The sequence below is a fragment of the Yersinia bercovieri ATCC 43970 genome, assembly GCF_013282745.1.
Classification (GTDB): Bacteria; Pseudomonadota; Gammaproteobacteria; order Enterobacterales; family Enterobacteriaceae; genus Yersinia; species Yersinia bercovieri.
In genome coordinates, this window is record NZ_CP054044.1 from 3,654,025 (window position 1) to 3,677,390 (window position 23,366).

The window sequence follows — 23,366 nt, forward strand, 5'->3', positions numbered from 1 at the left end:
TTACCGCTTATAATACGAACCGTCGTTTCAGTTGAATGGTTTCAGCCTCTTGATCTGTAGATACGCTAAAAAAATACAACTCACCTATACGCCGTCGTATACCGATCATGCGTTTAGCCTCGTGCTAAAGTTTTCCGCTCAACTTCCACAACTGTCATCTATTCTTAGTAATGTTTTGCTTCTTGGGCACGTTTCTTTACACCAGACACTAATCAGATCCCCACTCCGTTGCTCGATTAAACGGAATATTCGCTTTTTATCCATCACAACTTGTAGAAAAAATCCGTCATGAAAAAGACTAAAATTGTTTGTACCATCGGTCCAAAAACCGAATCCGAAGAGATGCTGACGAACCTGCTGAATGCAGGTATGAATGTTATGCGCTTGAACTTCTCCCACGGTGACTATGCAGAGCATGGTCAACGTATCAAGAATATCCGTGCTGTCATGGCGAAAACTGGCCTGAAAGCGGGTATCCTGCTGGACACCAAAGGCCCTGAAATCCGCACCATGAAACTGGAAGGCGGCAAAGATGCGGCTCTGGTTGCAGGTCAGACTTTCACTTTCACCACTGATCAAAGCGTGATTGGCAACAATACTATCGTTGCTGTGACCTACCCAGGTTTCGCTGCTGACCTGAAAATCGGCAACACGGTGTTGGTTGACGATGGTTTGATCGGCATGGAAGTGACAGAAGTCACTGAAAGCAACGTGGTATGTAAAGTGCTGAACAACGGTGATCTGGGCGAAAACAAAGGCGTTAACCTGCCGGGCGTCTCTATCCAGTTGCCAGCATTAGCTGAAAAAGATAAAGCTGACCTGATCTTTGGTTGTGAGCAAGGCGTAGACTTCGTTGCGGCATCCTTTATCCGTAAACGTTCAGACGTCCTGGAAATCCGCGAACACCTGAAAGCACACGGTGGCGGCCACATCCAAATCATCTCTAAAATCGAAAACCAGGAGGGTCTGAATAATTTCGACGAAATCCTGGAAGCATCTGACGGCATCATGGTGGCCCGTGGTGACTTGGGTGTTGAGATCCCGGTTGAAGAAGTTATCTTCGCGCAGAAGATGATGATTGAAAAATGTAACCGTGCTCGCAAAGTTGTTATCACTGCAACTCAGATGCTCGATTCAATGATCAAAAACCCACGCCCTACCCGTGCAGAAGCTGGCGACGTTGCTAACGCCATCCTGGACGGTACAGACGCCGTGATGCTGTCTGGTGAAAGTGCTAAGGGTAAGTACCCATTAGAGTCTGTCACCATCATGGCGACCATCTGCGAGCGTACAGACCGTATCATGCCTAGCCGCATCGAAACGCTGAACGACAATCGCAAAATGCGTATCACTGAAGCCGTTTGCCGTGGTGCTGTAGAAACCGCAGAAAAACTGGAAGCAAAAGTGATCGTCGTCGCCACAGGTGGCGGTAAATCGGCCAAATCAGTGCGTAAATACTTCCCAACTGCAACTATTCTGGCACTGACCACCAATGAAACCACGGCCCGTCAGTTAATTCTGACCAAAGGCGTGATCACTCAACTGGTCAACGAAATTGCTTCAACAGATGATTTCTACCGTATCGGTAAAGAAGCGGCGCTGGCCAGCGGTTTGGCACAGAAAGGTGACGTGGTGATCATGGTTTCTGGTGCGTTAGTACCAAGTGGCACCACTAATACTTCATCAGTGCACGTGTTATAATCTCAACACGCACAACTGTACGCTAATTAAAAACACCGCTTCCAATAGCGGTGTTTTCTTTTTTAAGCGAACCAAATAAACTTTCTGAAAAAATCCATTTTATCCTAATCCTGCCAGAGTCATTTCTCAAATAAGACTTATCCCATAGAATCAGGCTGTTTTGTCTCGTTTTTTTAACTTTTTTTTAAAACAAGATGCTTCTTTGAGCGAACGATCAAAATAAACCCCTCTAACACTAAAAATTTATTCTCTTTCGAAAAAACTTTGTGTAATACTTGTAACGCTACATGGAGATTAACTTAATCTAGAGGGTGTTAATAATGAATCGTACTAAACTTGTACTGGGCGCGGTAATTCTGGCTTCTACTATGCTGGCTGGTTGTTCAAGCAATGCTAAAATCGATCAACTGTCTTCTGACGTTCAGACTCTGAACGCTAAAGTTGACCAACTGAGCAACGACGTGAACGCAATCCGTTCTGACGTTCAAGCAGCTAAAGACGATGCAGCACGTGCTAACCAACGTCTGGACAACCAAGCTCACGCTTACAAGAAGTAATATTACTTCCTGAATGAAAAATGGCGCACATTGTGCGCCATTTTTTTTACCTCGCAAAACCGCCCTGCTCGCTTGCAAGCTACCGAACTGAACCCAACCTACCCTTTAGCGCCAAAAACGCCGTAACAAGGCTGTCACGCGCCATAACTGGCACTTAGGCTATTTGTCTCACATCATTGATTAGAATTGATTCAGAAGGGAGTGAAAACTTTACCATGACCGACATGCAGCCATGGTAAAGGTGGAGCTGAGACTTAGTTGGCTGCGGAGTAAACCGGGCCTGGCTGAACCAGCTTAGGCGTCGGCTGTTCAGTCGGTTGCTGCTCTTCGGTCTGCGGTTGAGTCTGCGGCTCGCTCTGAGGCGCTACAGCAGCAGGAGCTTGCTCTGGTGCCGCTGCGCCTACCGTCACAATCACCGGCATACCAGCACGACGTACAATCGCACTCTGCACCACTTGTGCATCAGTCTGGCTGTCGTCGATAAACTTCTGCAGGCTGCTGCTAATCGCAATTGGCATTGTTTGCGGGTCATCACTGTCGACACGAGACAACGGCTGATGAACCTCCACATAACGTTTACCATCCGGCTCTACCGAATATTTGACTGGCTCATTGATGATCTGAACGCGAGTGCCTTTAGGTACTGATTTGAACAGCGCTTCAATATCATCAGGACGTAAACGAATGCAACCGGAGCTGACGCGCATACCAATGCCGAAATTAGCATTAGTACCGTGGATCAGGTACTCACCACCACCGGCGGCCAGGCGCATCGCAAACAGACCCATTGGGTTTTCCGGGCCGGCTGGAACAACAGCAGGCAAGGTCACACCCTCGGCCAGATAGTGCTTACGGATATTCGCTGTTGGTGTCCAGGTTGGGTTCGGGATCTTTTGGCTGACAGAGGTCGTCATCGTTGGGGTATTACGCCCTAACTGGCCGATACCGATTGGGTACACTATCACCTTGTTCTGGCCTTTCGGGTAGTAATAAAGGCGCAGTTCCGCCAGGTTGATCACGATACCTTCCCGTGGGGTATCAGGTAACAACATCTGGGTTGGGATAGTTAACACTGAACCCGGTAATGGCAGATACGGGTCAGCATCCGGGTTTGCTTCCAGCATCCCCAATAAGCCGATTTTGTAGTCGGCTGCAATAGCCTCAAGTGGGCGGCCATCGTTTGGCACAATATAGGTGGTATTTTCGCCAATCAGACGGCTATTGGCTGGCGGTAGAGGATACTCGGTCGCATTGGCAGCAGTGATACTTCCCGCCACGCAAGTTGCGAATAACATACCAATCAAAGTTAATGCACGTTTCATGCTTAGTTCCTACATCACTTCTTCAAATTCGGTTTACACGGCGATACCCAATAGATTTCAAGTGCAGGAAAGCGGCATCCCGATGCGCTTACGTCAGTAAGTGATGCGGGTGAACGCAAGTTGCCAACACACCTACAGTTTGAAAGATGAGGGTATATCTACGTTAATTTTAGCAGCCAATAATAAGGCCACCATATAGTAACAGCCCTTATTATAAAGGCAATTTATATCTCTACAAATCAAGGTGTTACAATGTAATGTATTGTGCTTTATCGGCCATGACTGATGATTTAACTTGCTGAAATATCACCACTTTAATACTGTGACCCATAACACAGAAATGGTCAGTCAATCATGAATAAAGCACAAAATGTTGACGGGAGGTCAGCTAGCCGATAAGGCCGCTGCTTTAGCGCGGATCGCGCGGATCATCGCTTCCAGACCTTGCGAGCGCGAAGGTGTCAGGTGCTGACTCAGGGCTAAGTCGGCAAAGAATGGACGTACATCCAAACTGACTATCTGCTGTGGGGTTAAACCTTGATAGAGAATAAACACAATGGCAACCAGACCTTTGACAATCGCGGCATCGCTGTCACCGGCAAACAGCACTTGCCCCGCCGCAGAGGGGGTCATGGCGATCCACACTTGGCTTTGGCAACCGGATATCAGGTTCTCCGGTTGGCGCTGCTGTTCGGTTAACGGCGGCAATTGCGCGCCTAACTCAATCACATACAGGTATTTTTCTTCCCAATTCAAACAACGGGAAAAGTTACGAATCAACTTATCTTTATCGGGTAGACCAGCCATCACATGCTTCCTAAATAGATAAAAACACCCTTTGCCCCTGGTGTCACCGGCCTGTTCGCTTGCAGCCTGCAACAACAAGGGCTTTGGGTATAACCCCTTTGGCGCGAGCTGTCGCCAACTGTTGAATCTTAGCCCAGCAATTTTTCGATACGCTGTAGCCCTGCGACCAAGCGGTCAACTTCCTCACGGGTGTTATACAGCGCCAGTGAGGCACGGCACATGCTCGGTACTTTGTAGTATGCCATCAGCGGCATAGCACAATGGTGACCGGTTCGAATCGCAATGCCATATTGGTCGAGGAAGCTACCGACATCATACGCGTGGTGCGACCCCAGATTAAAGGCTATCACCCCTGCCCGCGCCGTGGGGCCATAGAGTGTCAGACTCGAGATTTGGCTCAACTGTTCCAGCGCGTACTGCATCAACGATTGCTCATATTGCTGGATTTGTGCAAGGCCCAACTCATTGACGTAACTAATTGCCGCGCCAAGCCCCATAATCCCTGCGGTATTTGGAGAACCAGCTTCAAAACGCCAGGGGGCATCAGCAAAAGTGGTGCCTTGGGTCAGGCTCACCGTTTTGATCATCGAACCGCCCCCTTCCCATGGCGGCATCTGCTGTAACAGTGCACTTTTGCCGTACAGAATACCAATGCCAGACGGCCCGTACAGTTTGTGCCCTGAGAAGAGATAAAAATCGCAATCCAGTGCCTGCACATCCACCGCTTGATGCATGACCGCCTGCGCACCATCCACCAGCACCACCAACCCAGCCGCTTTGGCCTGAGCAACAATCTCTTGGATCGGATTCACCGTCCCCAGCACATTGGAGACATGGGTTATCGCCAGCAACCGCGTGGTGTCATCAATCAAATCCAGCAGTGCACCGGGTTTCAGCTCACCGGTTACCGTCAGCGGCCATACGCGAATTTCAACACCGAGATCTTTCGCCACCATCTGCCACGGCACAATATTGGCGTGATGCTCCATTTCGGTAATGATAATGCTATCGCCCGCCTGCAGGAAGTGGCGGCCATAGCTGTTTGCCACCAGATTGATGGCCTCGGTGGTGCCTTTAACGAAGACTATCTCCTCGACAGAGGCGGCATGAATAAAATCAGCCACCTGACTGCGCACCGCTTCCATCTGTTGGGTCGCCTCGGCACTCAGGCTATGAATGCCCCGATGAACCGCCGCATAACCCTCACGGTAGAAGTTAAGTTCCCGGTCGATAACCACCTGTGGCTTTTGCGCACTGGCTGCGCTGTCCAGATAGGCCAGCGGTTGCCCATTAACCTGACGGCTGAGCAGTGGAAAGTCAGCCCTTACCCGTTCAATAGGAAAACTCATAGCGACTCTCCCGCCAGCCGGTCAGCAATCCGCGCCAGTACCACTTTACGGATGGTCTCGCTGTGAATAGCCTCGGTTAACTCTGCGGCAAAGGCAAAAATAATCATCTGCTGCGCATCAGCTTGATTGATGCCACGCGATTGCAGGTAGAACAGCTGTTCGGCATCAATGCGCCCCACTGTCGCCCCGTGGCTACATTTCACATCATCGGCGTAGATTTCCAGCTGTGGCTTGGTATCCACCTCGGCTAACTTGCTCAGCAACAAGTTATTGTTGGTCATCTGACCATCCGTTTTTAGCGCATGCTGGGCCACTTTAATCATGCCGTTAAACACCGCCTTACCCCGCTCACGCACTATGGTTTTGTGCAACTGGCGGCTTTCGCAATACCCTTTATTGTGCTCCAGATAGGTGCGGGTATCACAGATTTCACGCCCGATAGGCAGCAGCAGGCTATTGATAGATAAAGTCGCGCCCTCACCATTTAACTGGGCGCTGGTGTTATGACGAGTCAGCCCCGCGCCGAGCAAGAAACTGTAGCTGCGCGCTCGCGCATCACGGCTTAGCACTAAATCATTATGGGCAAAGTGGTAGCTCTGCGGGGTTTCAAATGCCAGTTTGTAATGGCTCAACTCAGCATTATCACCGAGGCTAATCGTGAGCCGTGCGCCGGTGAAATGCGGCTGCGGGTTGAGGCTGACAAAATGCTCAATCACTTCCGCCTGCGCGGTTGTTTCAACCGACAAATGATGACGGTAATGGCTGGTATTCACCACCTCAGACCCGCTGCCTGAGCTGATATGCAGCAGGTAGAGGGGCCTATCACTCTGTTGCCCCGCCGGCAGACGAATGTGCAGACTCTCCTGCGCCAGGCTCTCTGTCAGGTGCAAAAAGATTTCCGGCCGGATAGCGGCAGGTAGCGGCACACTCTGCGTCAGGTGGGTGAGTTGATAAGGGCCGCAGTCGCTGTCACTTAACTCAGGTGCATACCTGCCATCAATGAAAACTAAGCGATGGGCATCTTGCACCAATGACAAGGCATCACGCTGAGCGGCGGTTACGGCCGGAGCGCTGGCAAAACTGAAATCATGGGCCAATAGACGCTCCAGGGGCGTATATTTCCAATCTTCATGCTTAATGCTGGGAAAGCCCAACTCCAGCACCTGCTGCCAATGTGCCGTTGCCTCGCTACCTTTACCGCTCTCGCGCTGTTTGAATAGCAGACCAAAATTTTTCAGTGCATTAATGCGCTGCTGTTCCAGCATACGTTGCTGTTCCGGCATCCGTTTTGGTTCTGGCGCACTGCTTTGTTCAGATGTTTTACTGTTGGTCGGTAAGCCAGCCATAGCCTTGCTCCTCCAACTGTTTTACCAGGGTGAAATCACCGGATTTGATGATGCGGCCTTGATACAGCACATGCACAAAGTCAGGTTTTACGTAGTCGAGGATACGCTGATAGTGGGTCACAATAATAAATGCGCGCTGCTCATTGCGCAGCGAGTTCACGCCGTTGGCCACTATTTTTAGCGCATCGATATCCAGCCCGGAGTCGGTCTCATCCAGAATGCATAAGGAGGGTTCCAGTGCTGCCATCTGCAAGATATCATTACGTTTTTTCTCGCCACCAGAGAAACCCACGTTAACTGAGCGGGTCAGCAAATCAGCGGGCATTTTGAGCAACTCAATTTTTTCTTCGATGAAATCTGAGAAGTCAAAACGATCCAGCGGCTCCTGCTGGCGGTATTTACGCACCGCATTGACGGCCGTTTGCAGAAAGAAATGGTTACTGACGCCAGGGATCTCCACCGGGTATTGGAAGGCCAGAAACACACCTTCACCCGCGCGATCTTCCGGTGCTAACTCCAGCAGATCTTTACCCTTAAATTCCACGCTCCCCTCAGTGACTTCATACTCTTCACGCCCCGCCAAGGTGGCGGATAAGGTGCTTTTCCCCGAGCCGTTCGGCCCCATGATGGCATGCACTTCACCGGGTTTGATCTCCAGATCCAACCCTTTCAGAATCTCGTTACCTTCAACACTCACTTTCAAATTCTTGATGCTTAACATAGGTTTCCTTGGTGCGCAAAACGTGGCGAATGCTTATTCAACTCATGCTTAACCGACACTGTGTTCCAGGCTAATAGCCAACAATTTCTGTGCTTCGACGGCAAACTCCAGCGGCAATTCGGAGAAGACATCCTTGCAAAAACCGTTGACAATCATTGAGATGGCATCGTCTTCGCTGATGCCGCGCTGCAAGCAATAAAACAGTTGGTCATCGCCAATCTTTGAGGTGGTCGCTTCATGTTCCAATTGTGCTGAATTATTGCGCACCTCCACATAGGGGAAAGTATGCGCACCGGAGTCCGGGCCAATCAGCATCGAATCACACTGGGTGAAGTTACGGGCGTTATCCGCACCGGGCAGAATTTTTACCAGGCCACGATAGGTGTTTTGGCTATGTCCGGCAGAGATCCCTTTGGCGATAATTGTTGATTTGGTGTTTTTGCCAATGTGGATCATCTTAGTGCCGGTATCGGCCTGCTGGTAACCGTTAGTCAGCGCCACTGAGAAGAATTCGCCGATTGAGTTATCACCCTGCAAAATCACACTCGGGTATTTCCAGGTAATGGCGGAGCCGGTTTCAGATTGGGTCCACGACATTTTTGACCCCTCACCTTCACACAGTGCGCGCTTGGTGACAAAGTTGAGAATACCGCCAGTGCTCTCAGTACCGGCAAACCAGTTCTGAACCGTGGAGTATTTCACTTCGGCATTTTTGTGCAAAATGACTTCAACCACTGCGGCATGTAGCTGGTAGGTGTCACGCACTGGCGCGGAGCAGCCCTCAATATAGCTGACATAACTCCCTTCGTCGGCAATCAAAATAGTGCGCTCAAACTGACCGGTTTTGGCGGCATTGATCCGGAAGTAGGTGGATAATTCCATCGGGCAGCGCACCCCTTTTGGTACATAGACAAAAGTGCCATCAGAGGCCACCGCCGCATTCAGCGCGGCAAAAAAGTTATCTTTTGCCGGAACCACAGACCCCAGGTACTGACGTACCAGATCCGGATACTCTTGAATCGCTTCGCCAAACGAGCAGAAAATAATCCCTTGCTCAGCCAGCTTGCCGCGATAGGTGGTCGCCACAGAAACCGAGTCAAAAATAGCGTCAACCGCCACCTCGGCCCCTTCTCGTACCGGCACCCCGAGCTGGGCAAACGCCGACTCCACCTCAGCGGTAAGGTAATCACTCTCTGCCGACGACTGCTGCACCGCGCCCGGCTGCGAATCACAGCTATCATCACAACTGCCGCACGAGGGCGCAGAGTAATAGCTATAATCCTGATAATCCAAACTCTTATAATGGGCTTTCAGCCAGTGCGGCTCTTCCATCTCTAGCCAGCTGCGATAAGCGCCGAGTCGAAACTCCAGCATCCATTCAGGTTCATTACGTTTCGCTGAAATGGCGCGGATAACATCTTCATTGATGCCTTTCGCCAGCTCATCTGTCGCCAACTGTGTGAAAAATCCCTCTTTGTAGCGACCATCGCTGACCCAAGCCTGCACATCATCTGGCACTTCTACATTGCTTCGTGTCATTTCGTTTACATCGCTCAAACGCCAAAACTCTCGCCACACCCGCAGGCATGCTGAGCTTTAGGATTATTAAATTTGAAGATCTGGTTTAGCCCTTCGCGGACGTAATCCACCTCGGTGCCATCGATAAATGGCATCGCTTTTAATGGCACGTAGAGTCTGGCGCTACCTTGCTCAAACACCAGACAGTCGTCGGCTGGCTCTTTCGCCATATCCATCACATAGGCAAACCCAGCGCAACCGGACTGCTTGACCCCGAGCTGCAACCCTTTAATTTGCGGGTCTTGTTGCATGAGCCGGGTAATTTGCGCGGCAGCACTCTCTGTTATCGTCACGCCTTGCCAGACATTCTCGTCGAGTGAAAATGTGCCGACTGATTGCTGTTGCATATGCCCTACCTTATGTTTCTCAATTACCCATTTATTTTGGGTATAGTACATTTCAGGTTAAATATTTGCTGGCTGATTATGAGTAAATCAACACAGAATGTTCACAATGGTAGTGATAATAATTATCACTTCAACCATTTGTTTTGCAGGGATATTAAGAAAAGTGCCGTTTTGACCTCAAATGAGGCGGCAACGAATAAGCATGCTGCGATGGCCGTAAAAGTCTTGAGGAACAACTGTACTTTTATCACCCTGAAATAACTGAATAATTTTTACAGCAACGCTCAAATCCCTTGCTATATCAAAGGCTAATCGCAGTCAGCCCTTGCGTTTTTAAACATTCATAGAAAATACCTATTTCTCCATTAACTTTAGCTGAAAACAGCCGCTGGGGAAACCTATCAGAGTGATTCGCCGCATTTATCGGATAAACATTCTCTTTACACTTTAAACAGTAAGGGTATTAACGGCGTTAACTTTATATAGCGACAAGGGCAGGTATTTGGCGAATAAATTAGTCAGCGGGGCAAGATAAATAGAAGAGGTATATTTAGGTGACTCAAGGCCAATCAATGACCCTGAGCAGGATAATAATGGGGTTTATGGGTAATGGTGTTATCGCGTCAACACCGCCGTGGTTAAGCGGGAGGTACAACACAACTGGTTCTGATCATCGAAAATCTCAATCTGCCACACCTGATGGCTGCGACCCACGTGAATAGCGCGACAACAGCCACGCACTTTCCCAGTGCGCACCGCTTTCAAATGGTTAGCATTAATTTCCAATCCCACAATCTGTTGACCTTCAAGGGTGCACAGATAGCCCGCCATCGAACCGAGAGACTCCGCCAGCACCACCGAAGCCCCGCCATGTAACAGGCCAAAAGGTTGTGTGGTGCGATTATCGACCGGCATAGTGGCTTCCAGTTCGTCATCACCCAACCGGGTTATCTCAATACCTAAGTGGGCAACCATACAACCTTCACCGATCTTATTCAGTTCCGCCAGCGTGGCTTTACGTTTCCAAAGCATTAAGTTATCTCCAATTATATCTGCGCTAATTAAACAAGCTCCAATAGTGCCTGCAACGGATGTCGTAATCCATTGCCCTCAATGCGCTTAACTTGGCTGCGGCACGAATAACCGGTGGCTAAGCAACGTTTACCCGGCAGTTTTTGCAGTGCTTGCTGCCAGGATAGTGCGTAGATGCCCAACGAGTTATCGATGTTTTTTGCTTCATGACCATAGGTTCCGGCCATGCCACAGCAGCCGACACTGACACTTTCCAGTTTGGCACCATAGCGGGAGAATATCGACGCCCAATGTTGACTACTGGCGGGCAGTGCGGTGCTTTCGGTGCAGTGACCAAACAGATACCAGGACTCACCGCTCATTTGCTGCTCGGGCTGCTCCGCCAGTGCCACCTGTAGCCACTCATGCACCAGTTGCACATTAAAGTTACCGCGCGCATCACCCAGAATCTCTTTATATTCATCGCGATAGCAAAGCACTAATGCCGGATCAACCCCGACCATCGGCATACCCAATTGCGCAATGCGGTTCAGGAAATCTGCGGTCTTGCGTGCAGTTTTGGCGAAACGCAGCAGGAAGCCTTTAATATGTTGCGCCTTGCCATTGGGTGAGAAAGGGAGCAGTACCGGGTTAAAGCCCAGTTTCTCCACCAGCCGCACAAAATCGGCCACCACCTGCGCATCATAGTAGCTGGTGAAGGGATCTTGCACGATCAGCACATGCTGACGGCGTTCAGCTGCGGGCAGTTTCTCCAACTGTTCCAGTGTCATGGTACTGGCGTAGTGGCCCGACAACGACTGCTTCAGCGAGGGAGTGGAGAGCATCGGTAGATCCACCATGCCGATACTCTTGCGGCTTAACGTGCCAACCCACGGCTGTTTTAGGAAGAAATTAAAGATCTTCGGCGTTTTCGCCATTAACGGCGCATAGCTCTCCACTCCCGCCACCACATAGTCGCGCAGTGGGCGGTGATAGCGGGTGTGATACAGCTGCAAGAAACGCGAACGAAAACCGGGCACATCAATTTTTATCGGGCACTGGGTCGAACAGGCTTTGCAGGCCAGACAACCTGACATCGCCTCTTTAACTTCATGGGAGAAATCATAATCCCCCTTGCTGGCATGCCAGCTGTTGCGGGTCTTTTCAATCAGGCCACGTAGACTCGGGCGCTGAGTGGCCAGCCCCTGTTCCAGCGCCACCGGATCAACCCCTTGTTCAGAGAGCAGCCGTAACCACTCGCGCACCAATGTTGCGCGCCCTTTCGGCGAGTGAATTCGGTTACCGGTAATCTTCATCGAGGGGCACATGGGGCTACGGGCATCAAAGTTGAAACAGAGGCCATTGCCATTACACTCCATCGCGCCACGGAAGGAGCTTCTGACCGCCAGCGGGATCTGTCGATCCAGGGTGCCACGTTTATCCGAGCTATCCACTCTCATCATGGGCGCATCACTGCCTAATGGTGAGCAGATTTTCCCCGGATTCAAACGGTTATCGGGATCAAAAGCCGATTTAATGCGCCGCAATTCGCGGTACAGCTCTTCGCCGAAGAAGTCAGGGCTGTACTCAGCGCGGAAGCCTTTCCCATGCTCCCCCCACAATAAGCCGCCATAGCGCGCCGTCAGTTGCACCACCTGATCAGATAGCTGTTTCATCAGCATCTCTTGCCGCGGATCGCACATATCCAGTGCCGGACGCACATGTAATACGCCAGCATCCACATGACCAAACATGCCGTAAGTGAGATTGTGGCTATCCAGCAGTTGGCGGAACTCAACAATATAATCGGCTAAATGTTGTGGCGGCACACAGGTATCTTCCGCGAACGGAATCGGCTTGGCCTGCCCTTTACTGTTACCGAGCAAACCCACCGCTTTTTTGCGCATCGCATAAATGCGCTCAATACCGGCCAGATCGCCGCAAATCTGATAACCAATCACCCCGCCCTCTCTGGCAGCGAGATAATCATCCAGCCGCTGACAAAGTGACGCCATTTGGCTGTCGATCAGCGCCTTATCATCACCGGCGAACTCAACAATATTCAGCCCCAGCATCTCTTCATCCGGCACATCGGTAATCAACTCATTGACCGAGTGCCAGACAATATCTTCTTTGGCCAAATTGAGGACTTTGGAGTCCACGGTCTCCACTGATAGCGCCTTCGCCTCCACCATAAAAGGGGCGTGGCGCAGCGCAGAATCAAAGGAGTCATACTTCACATTGACCAGACGGCGGACTTTCGGCAGCGGCGTGATATCCAGCGTGGCTTCAGTGATAAAGGCCAGCGTCCCCTCGGCACCGGTTAAAATGCGCGTTAAGTCAAAGGTTTGCAGATCATCACTGAACACGTGACGTAAGTCATAGCCGGTCAGGAAGCGGTTTAATTTGGGGAATTTTTCCAGAATCAGCGCCCGCTGGTCACGGCAGCGATTCAGCACCGTTTGGTAGATGCGGCCGATAATTGAATCTTCCTGAGCAATCGTTTCCGCCAATGCCGTCGGCATGGCGCGGGTATCCAGCATCTCACCGCCGAGCAAAATAGCCCGCAGCCCCAGCACGTGATCGGAAGTTTTGCCATACACCAAGGAGCCTTGTCCAGAGGCATCGGTGTTAATCATGCCGCCTAATGTGGCGCGGTTACTGGTCGATAGCTCCGGCGAGAAGAAGTAGCCAAAAGGCCGCAGGTATTGATTCAACTGATCTTTAATCACGCCAGCTTCGACCCGCACCCAGCCTTGCTCCAGATTAATATCCAGAATGCGATTCATGTGGCGCGACATATCCACCACAATTCCGTGGTTTAACGCCTGCCCATTGGTGCCAGTGCCGCCACCACGGGGCGTAAACAGCAGCGATTTAAAACTCTCTTGCCCCGCCAGGCGACCAATCAGTGCGACATCTGCCGTCGAACGGGGGAAAACAACGGCATCGGGTAGCAGTTGGTAGATACTGTTGTCCGTCGCCATGGTCAGGCGATCGGCATAATTGGTGGCAGTATCGCCAGTGAATCCGTTTTGCTTCAAAGCATCCAAAAAATCCAGCACCAACTGAACAACACCCGGTGCTTGAGAAATCTGTGGGATCATGAGTGTGACCCTATCTATAGGTATGTGTGTTTGTTATTTCGCTAAAAGATTATCTGTTCGCGATCGCCTTTGTCGAATAATTTATGCCAATTCAGAACGATGGGAAAGTGATGGCTGTCGGCCACGGAGAAATAGAGCAGCAAACCATTGAGTATCAAAATTTTATATTGCACAAATAATAGCCGCAAACCATTAGAAGCAAATTATTTCAGCCTTTTTACGGCGGCCAGATCTCTATTACATCGCCGATATTCTCCTTTTTTAAAAAAATCGCCGCAGTAAAATCCGCTGCTATCTGTTAAAAGTGGCAGAAATACACCATGATTAGTGCAGATGCTTAATGAGTTCCAAACCCAATTAATGCAGATTAGTGCAGAAATAAGCAGTGCGATGGCCACCTTGCCATGACTTTCGAAGTGAGAACCCACTGATGAATTACCCGCAACAACGTCGTCTCGATTTACCTAAACTGATGTTTGGGGTGATATTCATTTTGATCATGATTATCGCCAGCTTCTGGGTGGTACAACCTTTTATTATGGGCTTTGCCTGGGCGGGCATGGTGGTCATTGCCACCTGGCCACTGCTGATTAGGCTACAAAAAATCCTTTGGGGGAAACGTTGGTTAGCGGCATTAATCATGACGCTGCTACTGGTTTTGCTATTCGTCATTCCGATAGCACTACTGGTCAGTAGCCTGGTGCAAAACAGCGGCCCGCTTATCCAGTGGGCATCCAGCCCCTCTAATTTACGGATGCCCGATGTCACCTGGCTGCAATCAGTCCCCATGGTGGGCAATAAGCTCTATAGCAGTTGGCATACGCTGATTGCCGGTGGCGGTAATGCGATTATTGCTAAAGTGCAGCCCTATGTCGGTGCGGCTGCGACCTGGCTGGTGGCTCAAGCCGCCCATATTGGCTACTTTTTAATTCATCTGGCGCTGATGGTGCTATTTAGCGTGTTGCTCTACTTCCATGGTGAGCAAGTGGGTTTGGGTATTCGCCATTTTGCGGTGCGAGCAGCCGATAAACGCGGTGATGCCGTGGTGGTCTTGGCGGCGAAAGCGATCCGCGCCGTGGCGCTGGGGGTGGTGGTCACCGCACTGGTACAAGCGGTGCTGGGGGGGATTGGTCTGGCCATTGCCGGGATCCAATATGCCACCCTGTTTACCGTGTTGATGTTTATCTGCTGTGTTGCGCAACTTGGGCCGCTGTTGATACTGGTTCCGGCGATTATCTGGTTGTACTGGACCGGCGACACCACATGGGGCACGGTACTGCTGGTTTGGAGCTGTATCGTCGGAACCATGGACAACGTTTTGCGACCTTACCTTATCCGCATGGAAGCCGATATGCCGATGATCTTAATTCTCTCCGGGGTTATTGGTGGCCTGCTGTCATTCGGCATGATTGGGCTATTTATCGGCCCGGTGGTGTTAGCTATCTCCTATCGCCTGACGGCAGCTTGGGTCAGCGAAGCCCCTGAACCAGAAGAGAGCATTACAGAAGTCGCCAAACATTTGGAAGAACTTTAGCTTTTAGGGGGTTGGGCAATTATCCTGCGCAACCCCCGCGCCTCAGAACCATCCGCTATGATTATTTAATAATAGCCACTTAAAATCCCCTATTTATATTCTCCGCCAGCAATCCTATAAATAATTAAATAAGCCGATTATTAATAACCATTTGAAATCACTGTAATGGGAAGCATTTATTCAATCTATTTTATTCAGATGATTCTTAATGACTAAACCAAGGAATTTACTTACTATTATTATAAGATATTGCTTTCCCCAAGGCGTTTAAATAAATCATTTCAGAATGATTTACTTAAATATCTGTAATCGAATATACGTATTGCTGTGTGTAGTCTTTGCCTATCACTTAAGATGGGCTTTTTTTTTGCTGCTATCTTTTTTTACTATCTTTTATTTTACTATTCCCTTTTCATTACCACTCTCGCTAATTTTATTGCTGTTGCTCCTTCCCAACCAAATTATCGCCACTATTCAACCCACTCTATTGGGATGCAGACAAAAAAATCCGCAACCTAAGCTGCGGATAATTAATTGGTGGTTGATTTATATCAGCAATATCAATGTTGAGTATGTTGCGCCAGACTCAGCCAGGTTTGCACCACGGTATCTGGGTTAAGGGATAAACTGTCGATCCCTTGCTCCATCAACCAGATAGCAAAATCTTCATGATCTGATGGCCCTTGACCACAAATCCCAACATATTTGCCCTGCCGTTTCGCCGCCTGAATTGCCATTGAAAGCAGTGCCTTGACCGCCTCATTTCGTTCGTCGAACAGCTCAGACACCACACCGGAGTCACGATCCAGCCCCAATGTTAGCTGAGTCATATCATTGGAACCGATGGAGAAGCCATCAAAATGCGCCAGGAATTGGTCCGCCAGTAACGCATTCGATGGGATTTCGCACATCATAATGAGTTTCAAACCATTCTCGCCACGTTTCAGCCCTTGCCGTGCCAGCTCTGCGACTACCGCTTCCGCCTGAGCCACAGTGCGGACAAAAGGCACCATCACTTCGACGTTGGTCAGCCCCATCACATTGCGCACCCGTTTAACCGCCTCACACTCCAGGGCGAAACAGTCGCGGAAGCTATCGGCAACATAACGCCCGGCCCCACGGAAGCCCAGCATCGGGTTCTCTTCGTGCGGTTCATAAGCCTCCCCACCGACCAGATTGGCATATTCGTTAGATTTGAAATCTGACAAGCGCACAATCACCCGTTTAGGCCAGAACGCCGCCCCCAGGGTCGAGATACCTTCGGTCAGGCGGCCAACATAAAACTCAACCGGATCGTCATAACCATTCATCAGCGCCTTGATCTCAGCCTGAATAGCCGGTTCCTGACTGTCAAACTCCAGTAACGCTTTAGGGTGCACGCCAATCATGCGGTTGATGATAAACTCCAGCCGCGCCAGCCCCACCCCCTCATTCGGCAGGCGGGCAAAGTCAAACGCCCGGTCTGGATTACCGACGTTCATCATTATTTTCAACGGTAAATCAGGCAGTTCAGTCACCTGCGAGCTTTGAATCGAAAAGTCGAGCAGTTCATGATAAACGTAGCCAGTATCGCCCTCGGCGCAGGAAACCGTGACATTCTGCCCCTCTCGCAGCAGCTCCGTGGCATTACCACAACCGACGACCGCCGGGATCCCCAGCTCACGGGCAATAATGGCCGCATGGCAGGTACGTCCACCACGATTGGTCACAATGGCCGAGGCTTTTTTCATGATCGGTTCCCAATCAGGATCGGTCATGTCGGTGACCAGAACATCACCCGGCTGAATGCGGTCCATCTCGCTAATATCGTGGATCACTTTCACCGGCCCCGCGCCAATGCGGTGCCCGATAGCCCGTCCCTCCACCAACACATTGCTTTGGTGATTCAATTGGTAGCGTTCCATCACCTGCTCGTTGGAACGCACCGTTTCCGGGCGGGCCTGCACGATAAACAGTTTGCCGGTGTGACCATCTTTAGCCCACTCGATATCCATCGGGCGGCCATAGTGCTCCTCAATCAACAACGCCTGATGCGCCAGTGCTTCTACCTCATCATCGCTGAGAGCGAAACGATTGCGCAGCGCCTCTGGCACATCTTCAATTTGTACCTGTTTGCCATGATCCTGACTCTCGGCATAAACCATGCGAATCTTTTTCGAACCCATATTACGGCGCACAATCGCCGGCTTACCACTACGTAGCGTTGGTTTATGGACATAGAACTCATCTGGATTCACCGCCCCCTGCACCACCATCTCCCCCAAACCATGGGCTGCGGTGATGAATACCACCTGATCAAAACCTGATTCTGTATCAATGGTAAACATCACGCCGGAAGAGGCGAGATCTGAGCGCACCATGCGCTGCACGCCAGCAGAGAGCGCCACACCGCGATGGTCGTACCCCTGATGCACGCGATAAGAGATGGCGCGATCATTAAACAGTGAGGCGAAAACATGCTTGATGGCAATCATCACCGCATCAATGCCCTGCACATTAAGGAAGGTTTCCTGCTGACCAGCAAAGGAGGCATCGGGCATATCTTCCGCTGTCGCCGATGAGCGCACCGCAAAGGAGGCCGCTGGCTCGCCATCTGCTAGCTGCTGATAGGCTTGATGAATGGATTGTTCAAACTCAGGATGGAATGGTGTCTCAATAACCCATTGGCGGATCTGCGCGCCCGCTTTGGAGAGTGCCGCAATATCATCAACGTCAGTTTGATCCAGCAATTGATAGATACGTTGGTTAACGCCACTTTGCTCCAGAAAGTCGTTAAACGCCTGAGCGGTAGTGGCAAAACCATTGGGCACCGAGACACCCAGTGCGGAGAGATGAGTTATCATTTCACCCAGGGAGGCATTCTTGCCGCCAACCCTTTCAACATCGTGCATGCCAAGCTGGTTGTACCAAAGCACATTACACAGGTTTAGGCCATTGTTGGACATCGAAACAATCCTTTTTACATTGTTTATAGTGACGAACCGTCTGTAGGGGACAAATCGTGGTTAGCGCAGCTAACACCCCTGCCACCTTAAGTAGCAAAGATCTATTTCAGATTAGCATAATGATCCATACCCCATGGACAGGTGAATCGATCAAGCCAACAAGAAAAGTTATTTTCGGGCGATTCTGACAGCAAACACTTTACCGACATGCCGAATAAGGCACACTGATTGCGCTAAACTTGCAGCAATATGATGCCTTATTAACCAATGCCATTAATCCGAACGACAAAATATTCAGGAGTCAGCGTGGAAAGAAGTGTGTTTTATATTTCGGATGGTACGGCAATTACTGCCGAAGTACTGGGTCATGCGGTCCTGTCGCAATTTCCGGTTAAAGCCACCACCTTTACGCTGCCATTTGTTGAAAGTGCCGCACGGGCGCAAGAGGTGTGCCAAAAAATTAATGATATCTATCAGAATACCGGGGTCAGGCCGCTGGTTTTTTATTCGATAATCAGTCCCGAAGTGCGGGAACTCATTCAGCACAGTGAAGGGTTCTGCCAGGATATCGTGCAGGCATTGGTTGCACCACTTCAGGGTGAACTCGGCGTGGCACCGCAACCGGTACTCAATCGCACCCATGGTTTAACCGAAAGCAATCTGAGCAAATATGATGCCCGTATCGCCGCCATTGATTACGCCCTGGCTCATGATGACGGTATTTCTCTGCGCAATCTGGATCAGGCGCAAGTGATTCTACTGGGGGTCTCTCGCTGCGGAAAAACCCCCACCAGCCTCTATTTAGCCATGCAATTTGGTATCCGTGCCGCAAATTATCCGTTTATCGCCGATGATATGGACAATTTGCAGCTTCCTGCGGCGCTGAAACCCTTTCAGCATAAACTTTTTGGCCTCACCATTAACCCTGAGCGGCTGGCTGCCATTCGTGAGGAGCGGCGAGAAAACAGCCGTTACGCCTCACTGCGCCAATGCCGGATGGAAGTGGGGGAAGTGGAGGCGCTATTTCGCAAAAATCAGATTCGCTATCTGAACTCCACCAACTACTCCGTCGAGGAGATCTCCACCAAAATTCTGGATATTTTGGGCATGAGTCGGCGGATGTTCTAATCAGACCATTGCCAGACTTATCATTTGCAATTTATTTAATCAAAATTTGTATAAATCACGGCGATGGCGGTTGAATTCATTTAGTTTTGGTTTATTGTGATCGCCATCACTTCCCGGTATTCCTGCCGCAGAGAAGAACGGATTTAGAGAATTTCCATGCATAAGACAGATGAATTGCGGACCGCGCGCATCGACAGCTTAATTACGCCACAACAACTGGCGGAGAAGTTGCCGATCTCTGCGGCCATTGCCGATAACGTGACAGCGTCACGTAAGCGGATTGAGAAGATACTCACCGGTGAAGATCCGCGCCTGCTGGTGGTGGTCGGCCCCTGTTCAATTCACGACCTTGATGCCGCGATTGATTACGCCACTCGCCTGAATGTATTGCGCCAGCGCTATCAAGACCGCCTCGAAATCGTCATGCGCACTTATTTCGAAAAGCCGCGCACAGTCGTAGGCTGGAAGGGGCTGATTTCTGACCCCGCTCTTGATGGCTCCTGTCAGGTCAATTTGGGTATTGAGATGGCCCGTCGCTTGCTGCTGGCGGTGAATGAGCTAGGGCTGCCGACGGCGACAGAATTCCTGGATATGGTGACTGGTCAATATATTGCCGATCTTATCAGTTGGGGCGCGATTGGCGCACGTACCACCGAAAGCCAGATTCATCGTGAAATGGCCTCAGCACTCTCCTGCCCGGTCGGTTTCAAAAACGGCACTGACGGCAATACCCGCATTGCTATTGATGCTATTCGTGCCGCACAAGCCAGCCACATGTTTTTGTCACCGGATAAGCATGGCCAGATGACCATTTACCAAACCAGTGGCAACCCGCACGGCCACATCATCATGCGCGGTGGAAAAACCCCTAACTATGGTGCTGCGGATATTGCCGCAGCCTGTGATAGCCTGCGTGAATTCGATCTACCCGAACATCTGGTGGTGGATTTCAGCCACGGCAATTGCCAGAAGATGCATCGTCGTCAGTTAGAGGTCGCTGCCGATATTGGTCAGCAGATCCGCGCCGGTTCAACGGCTATCGTTGGGGTGATGGCGGAGAGCTTCCTGATGGAAGGAACACAGAAAATTGTTGCGGGTCAGCCCTTAACCTATGGGCAATCCATTACCGACCCCTGCCTAAACTGGGCCGATACCGAGCAACTATTGAGTCTACTGGCTGATGCGGTCAGCAGCCGATTTTAACTAGCAGCGCCCTTCAGCTAGCAAGATATCTTAATTAACATAGTGATAGAATGGCATTAGCCGTACCGGGTTAATCACTGCGGTAATTCTGTTCTATCACTAAATGATATGATCCACGCTGTTATAATTCCCCCTGCACTAGATTCCTCCTATCTATTTATCATCACCAATTGACTCACTGAATCATTAATGAAAAACAAGGAGTTGGCATATCAAGTAATGAATATTGCTATTGAAATATTGCGCAGATGCAGATGATAATTATTATCACATTCAAAATGATATGAACGCTAAAAAACAGACATTATGAATAATCCCACTCGTCGCATTCAGGATTTGAATTACACCGCCGACCAGCATCACTCGACTTTGCCACTGTCCTCACTGCGCAGCGAACAACTGCTTGGCCAACAGGATGTGGTGGCGATCCATCATCAAGGCCAGCTCTACTATTTACGCCAAACCAAAGCAGGAAAACTGATCCTGACTAAATAATGATTTAGTCGCCAGAGTACTGTTTCCGATAATTATCACTACGCCAGCCACCGAATAGCTCCCCCAAGGCAGCCAGCAATCCTTTGATTATGTTTAATAACATATGGAGAGTTGCTTATGTCTCGTCTCTTTCGTTTGTCTTCGTGCAGTCTGGCAATCACCCTGGCATTATCGCCTTTAGCCACTGCCAGCCTCGCCGCCGAGAGTAAAAATGACACCCTTGTCATTACCGCTGACCGCCCCATCACCGACAGTTTTAATGCTGCCGGAATCATCACCACTATTGATGATTCATTGCCACAAAAACAGACCGCGACCAGCGCCGCAGAGATGCTGCAAAATGAGCCGGGGGTCAGTGTCACTGGAGTTGGCCGCACCAACGGGCAGAATATCAATATTCGAGGCTATGACCAATATGGGGTGCTGGTACTGATTGATGGTATCCGTCAGGGAATTAGCGGCGCCCATATCAACGGGACTTTCATTGATCCGGCGCTGATAAAACAGGTTAGCGTCATTCGCAGCCCATCAACCTCACTGTTTGGTAGCGGTGCCATGGGCGGCGTGATTGCTTACCAAACAGTCACGGCGGCGGATCTATTGGCTAAAGATCAAAACTTGGGTTTCCGGCTCAGCGGCTATAGCGCCAGTGCCTATCATAGTCGCGGCGCGGCGCTATCGCTCTTTGGCCGCACAGATAATCTGGATGGCCTTATGGCCCTGAGTACACGTAAGGTCGGAAATATACGCCAAAGTGATGGTTATACTGCTCCCAATGATGAAGCTGTGAACAATCTGATGCTCAAAGGCACCGCCTACCTCTCTGAGGGTCAATCATTAACCACCGGACTGCGTTACTACAACAACCGCGCGCAGCAGCCTAAGATGGCCAATAGTAGCCAGCCAAACCCACGAATGAACCCCATGATGGCGCGACATACCCTGCAACGTGATGCCGACCTGAGCTATCGGCTGCAACCGCAACACCTTGAGTGGCTAGACTTCACCAGCAAAATCTACTACTCGGAGATTAATGTCAGTGATCAGGTGAGCGCCAAAGATTTTGGCAATCGTCGGCAGAGGAGTTCGGGAGTAAAACTGGAGAACCGTAGCGCGCTATTTACTGATAGCCCGGCGGCACATCTGTTCACTTACGGTGCGGAGAGTTATCGTCAGCAGCAGATCCCCGATGGCTTAATCCGCAGCTTCCCGCCGGCCAATGTCAGATTTACCTCCGGCTGGTTGCAAGATGAGATAACCCTGCGCAACCTACCTGTTACCTTACTGGCGGGAACCCGTTTCGACAGTTATCAAAACAGCCGCGTGGGCTTTGCCAATCGGGATGCCAAAAAATGGTCAACACGGGGCGCGGTGACACTCAACCCGACAGATTGGCTGATGCTGTTTGGCGCCTACAGCCAGGCGTTTCGCACCCCGACACTGGCCGAGCTGTATAACAACTCAAACCATTTTTGGGTAAATTACTGGAAACCCAACCCAAGTTTACACCCCGAAAGCAACGTCACCCGGGAAGCGGGTTTTGGTTTACATTTTAACTCGCTACTGACCGATGACGATTCAGTCAAATTCAAAACCAGCTATTTCGCTATTAACGCTGAGAACCGCATTACCCCTGAAGTTAAACTCATCACCTCCCGGTACATTAATATCCCGCAGAGCAAAAGCTGGGGCTGGGATGCATCATTGGACTATCAAAATCCGTGGTTTGACTGGGCACTGGCCTATAACCGCACCCGGGGCATTAATCTGGTGACCCGCCAATATATTAACAGCATCAATCCTGACACGGTGACCAGCCGCCTGAATCTCCCTATTGCCAACACCGGTCTAAGTGCCGGCTGGCTAGTCAAGATGGTGGGCAACACGCAATTTATGAAAAATAATGATGCGCAGCAGAGGTCTGGCCCCTATAAACCACAACATGGCTATACCCTGCATGACTTCTATCTGAGCTATCGTGGGCAAGGGGCTTTGCAAGGTGTCACCACCACAGCGGTACTGAGTAATGCTTTCAACAAAGAGCACTACTCACCGCAAGCTATTCCTCAAGATGGCCGCAATGCCAAATTACTGATTAGCTATCAATGGTGATCGAGGGGGCATTCAACACATAGATAGTTTTTGATTGAAATAGAGTGGTAGGGCCGCCCCCTGTCATCTCAGACGGCTGACAACCTCAATGATTCGATCGATA

Annotated in this window: 17 protein-coding genes and 1 other RNA gene; 8 read left to right on the forward strand and 10 right to left on the reverse strand. The window is 50.3% G+C overall.

Annotation, left to right across the window (positions count from 1 at the left end; genetic code table 11):
* Positions 1-288: 288 nt before the first annotated feature.
* Together pykF and HRK25_RS16595 are read left to right on the forward strand one after the other, a co-directional pair.
* Entirely contained in the window at positions 289-1,701 is a 1,413-nt protein-coding gene (gene pykF, locus HRK25_RS16590; RefSeq protein WP_032896189.1) for a pyruvate kinase PykF, read from the forward strand.
* A gap of 320 nt (positions 1,702-2,021) precedes the next feature.
* Positions 2,022-2,258: a major outer membrane lipoprotein gene (locus HRK25_RS16595; protein ID WP_005165631.1), complete on the forward strand. Its 237-nt coding sequence runs from the start codon at positions 2,022-2,024 to the stop codon at positions 2,256-2,258.
* Positions 2,259-2,512: 254 nt separating this feature from the next.
* On the opposite strand, the gene HRK25_RS16600 is transcribed toward HRK25_RS16595, so the two are convergent.
* The 9 genes from HRK25_RS16600 to ydiJ form a co-directional block, all read right to left on the reverse strand.
* Positions 2,513-3,580: a L,D-transpeptidase family protein gene (locus HRK25_RS16600; RefSeq protein ID WP_005270323.1), complete on the reverse strand. Its 1,068-nt coding sequence runs from the start codon at positions 3,578-3,580 to the stop codon at positions 2,513-2,515.
* A gap of 384 nt (positions 3,581-3,964) precedes the next feature.
* Positions 3,965-4,387, reverse strand: a complete 423-nt coding sequence (gene sufE, locus HRK25_RS16605; RefSeq protein ID WP_005270320.1) for a cysteine desulfuration protein SufE — start codon at positions 4,385-4,387, stop codon at positions 3,965-3,967.
* A 128-nt stretch (positions 4,388-4,515) separates the two neighbouring features.
* Positions 4,516-5,736, reverse strand: coding sequence for a cysteine desulfurase SufS (gene sufS, locus HRK25_RS16610; RefSeq protein ID WP_032896184.1), 1,221 nt, complete (start codon positions 5,734-5,736; stop codon positions 4,516-4,518).
* Positions 5,733-7,082, reverse strand: a complete 1,350-nt coding sequence (sufD, locus tag HRK25_RS16615) for a Fe-S cluster assembly protein SufD (protein WP_032896182.1) — start codon at positions 7,080-7,082, stop codon at positions 5,733-5,735. Before sufD ends, sufS begins: the two co-directional genes overlap by 4 nt.
* On the reverse strand, positions 7,057-7,803 hold the full coding sequence (gene sufC, locus HRK25_RS16620; RefSeq protein WP_005270311.1) for a Fe-S cluster assembly ATPase SufC: 747 nt from the start codon (positions 7,801-7,803) through the stop codon (positions 7,057-7,059). The genes sufD and sufC overlap by 26 nt, the downstream gene beginning before the upstream one ends.
* 48 nt (positions 7,804-7,851) lie before the next feature.
* Entirely contained in the window at positions 7,852-9,342 is a 1,491-nt protein-coding gene (sufB, locus tag HRK25_RS16625) for a Fe-S cluster assembly protein SufB (protein WP_032896179.1), read from the reverse strand.
* Positions 9,343-9,356: 14 nt separating this feature from the next.
* Positions 9,357-9,728, reverse strand: a complete 372-nt coding sequence (gene sufA / locus HRK25_RS16630; RefSeq protein ID WP_032896177.1) for a Fe-S cluster assembly scaffold SufA — start codon at positions 9,726-9,728, stop codon at positions 9,357-9,359.
* Between the two features lie 615 nt (positions 9,729-10,343).
* Positions 10,344-10,760, reverse strand: coding sequence for a hotdog fold thioesterase (locus HRK25_RS16635; protein ID WP_005270288.1), 417 nt, complete (start codon positions 10,758-10,760; stop codon positions 10,344-10,346).
* Between the two features lie 29 nt (positions 10,761-10,789).
* Complete coding sequence (gene ydiJ, locus HRK25_RS16640; protein ID WP_005270286.1) at positions 10,790-13,846, reverse strand: D-2-hydroxyglutarate dehydrogenase YdiJ; 3,057 nt, start codon at positions 13,844-13,846, stop codon at positions 10,790-10,792.
* Positions 13,847-14,276: 430 nt separating this feature from the next.
* On the opposite strand from ydiJ, the gene ydiK reads away from it, so the two are divergent.
* A complete protein-coding gene (gene ydiK, locus HRK25_RS16645) occupies positions 14,277-15,380 on the forward strand; it encodes an AI-2E family transporter YdiK (RefSeq protein WP_005270281.1) in 1,104 nt (367 codons plus the stop codon).
* A gap of 261 nt (positions 15,381-15,641) precedes the next feature.
* An RNA gene (rprA, locus tag HRK25_RS16650) (antisense sRNA RprA) lies at positions 15,642-15,750 on the forward strand.
* Between the two features lie 190 nt (positions 15,751-15,940).
* Here rprA and ppsA read toward each other — a convergent pair.
* Entirely contained in the window at positions 15,941-18,325 is a 2,385-nt protein-coding gene (ppsA, locus tag HRK25_RS16655) for a phosphoenolpyruvate synthase (RefSeq protein WP_005270278.1), read from the reverse strand.
* Positions 18,326-18,631: 306 nt separating this feature from the next.
* On the opposite strand from ppsA, the gene ppsR reads away from it, so the two are divergent.
* From ppsR to HRK25_RS16675, 4 genes are all read left to right on the forward strand, one after another.
* On the forward strand, positions 18,632-19,453 hold the full coding sequence (gene ppsR, locus HRK25_RS16660; protein WP_032896172.1) for a posphoenolpyruvate synthetase regulatory kinase/phosphorylase PpsR: 822 nt from the start codon (positions 18,632-18,634) through the stop codon (positions 19,451-19,453).
* Between the two features lie 156 nt (positions 19,454-19,609).
* Positions 19,610-20,656, forward strand: coding sequence for a 3-deoxy-7-phosphoheptulonate synthase (locus HRK25_RS16665; RefSeq protein ID WP_005270273.1), 1,047 nt, complete (start codon positions 19,610-19,612; stop codon positions 20,654-20,656).
* 306 nt (positions 20,657-20,962) lie between these two features.
* Positions 20,963-21,151, forward strand: coding sequence for a hemin uptake protein HemP (hemP, locus tag HRK25_RS16670; protein ID WP_005270270.1), 189 nt, complete (start codon positions 20,963-20,965; stop codon positions 21,149-21,151).
* A gap of 117 nt (positions 21,152-21,268) precedes the next feature.
* Entirely contained in the window at positions 21,269-23,263 is a 1,995-nt protein-coding gene (locus HRK25_RS16675) for a TonB-dependent hemoglobin/transferrin/lactoferrin family receptor (protein ID WP_032896169.1), read from the forward strand.
* Positions 23,264-23,366 lie beyond the last annotated feature (103 nt).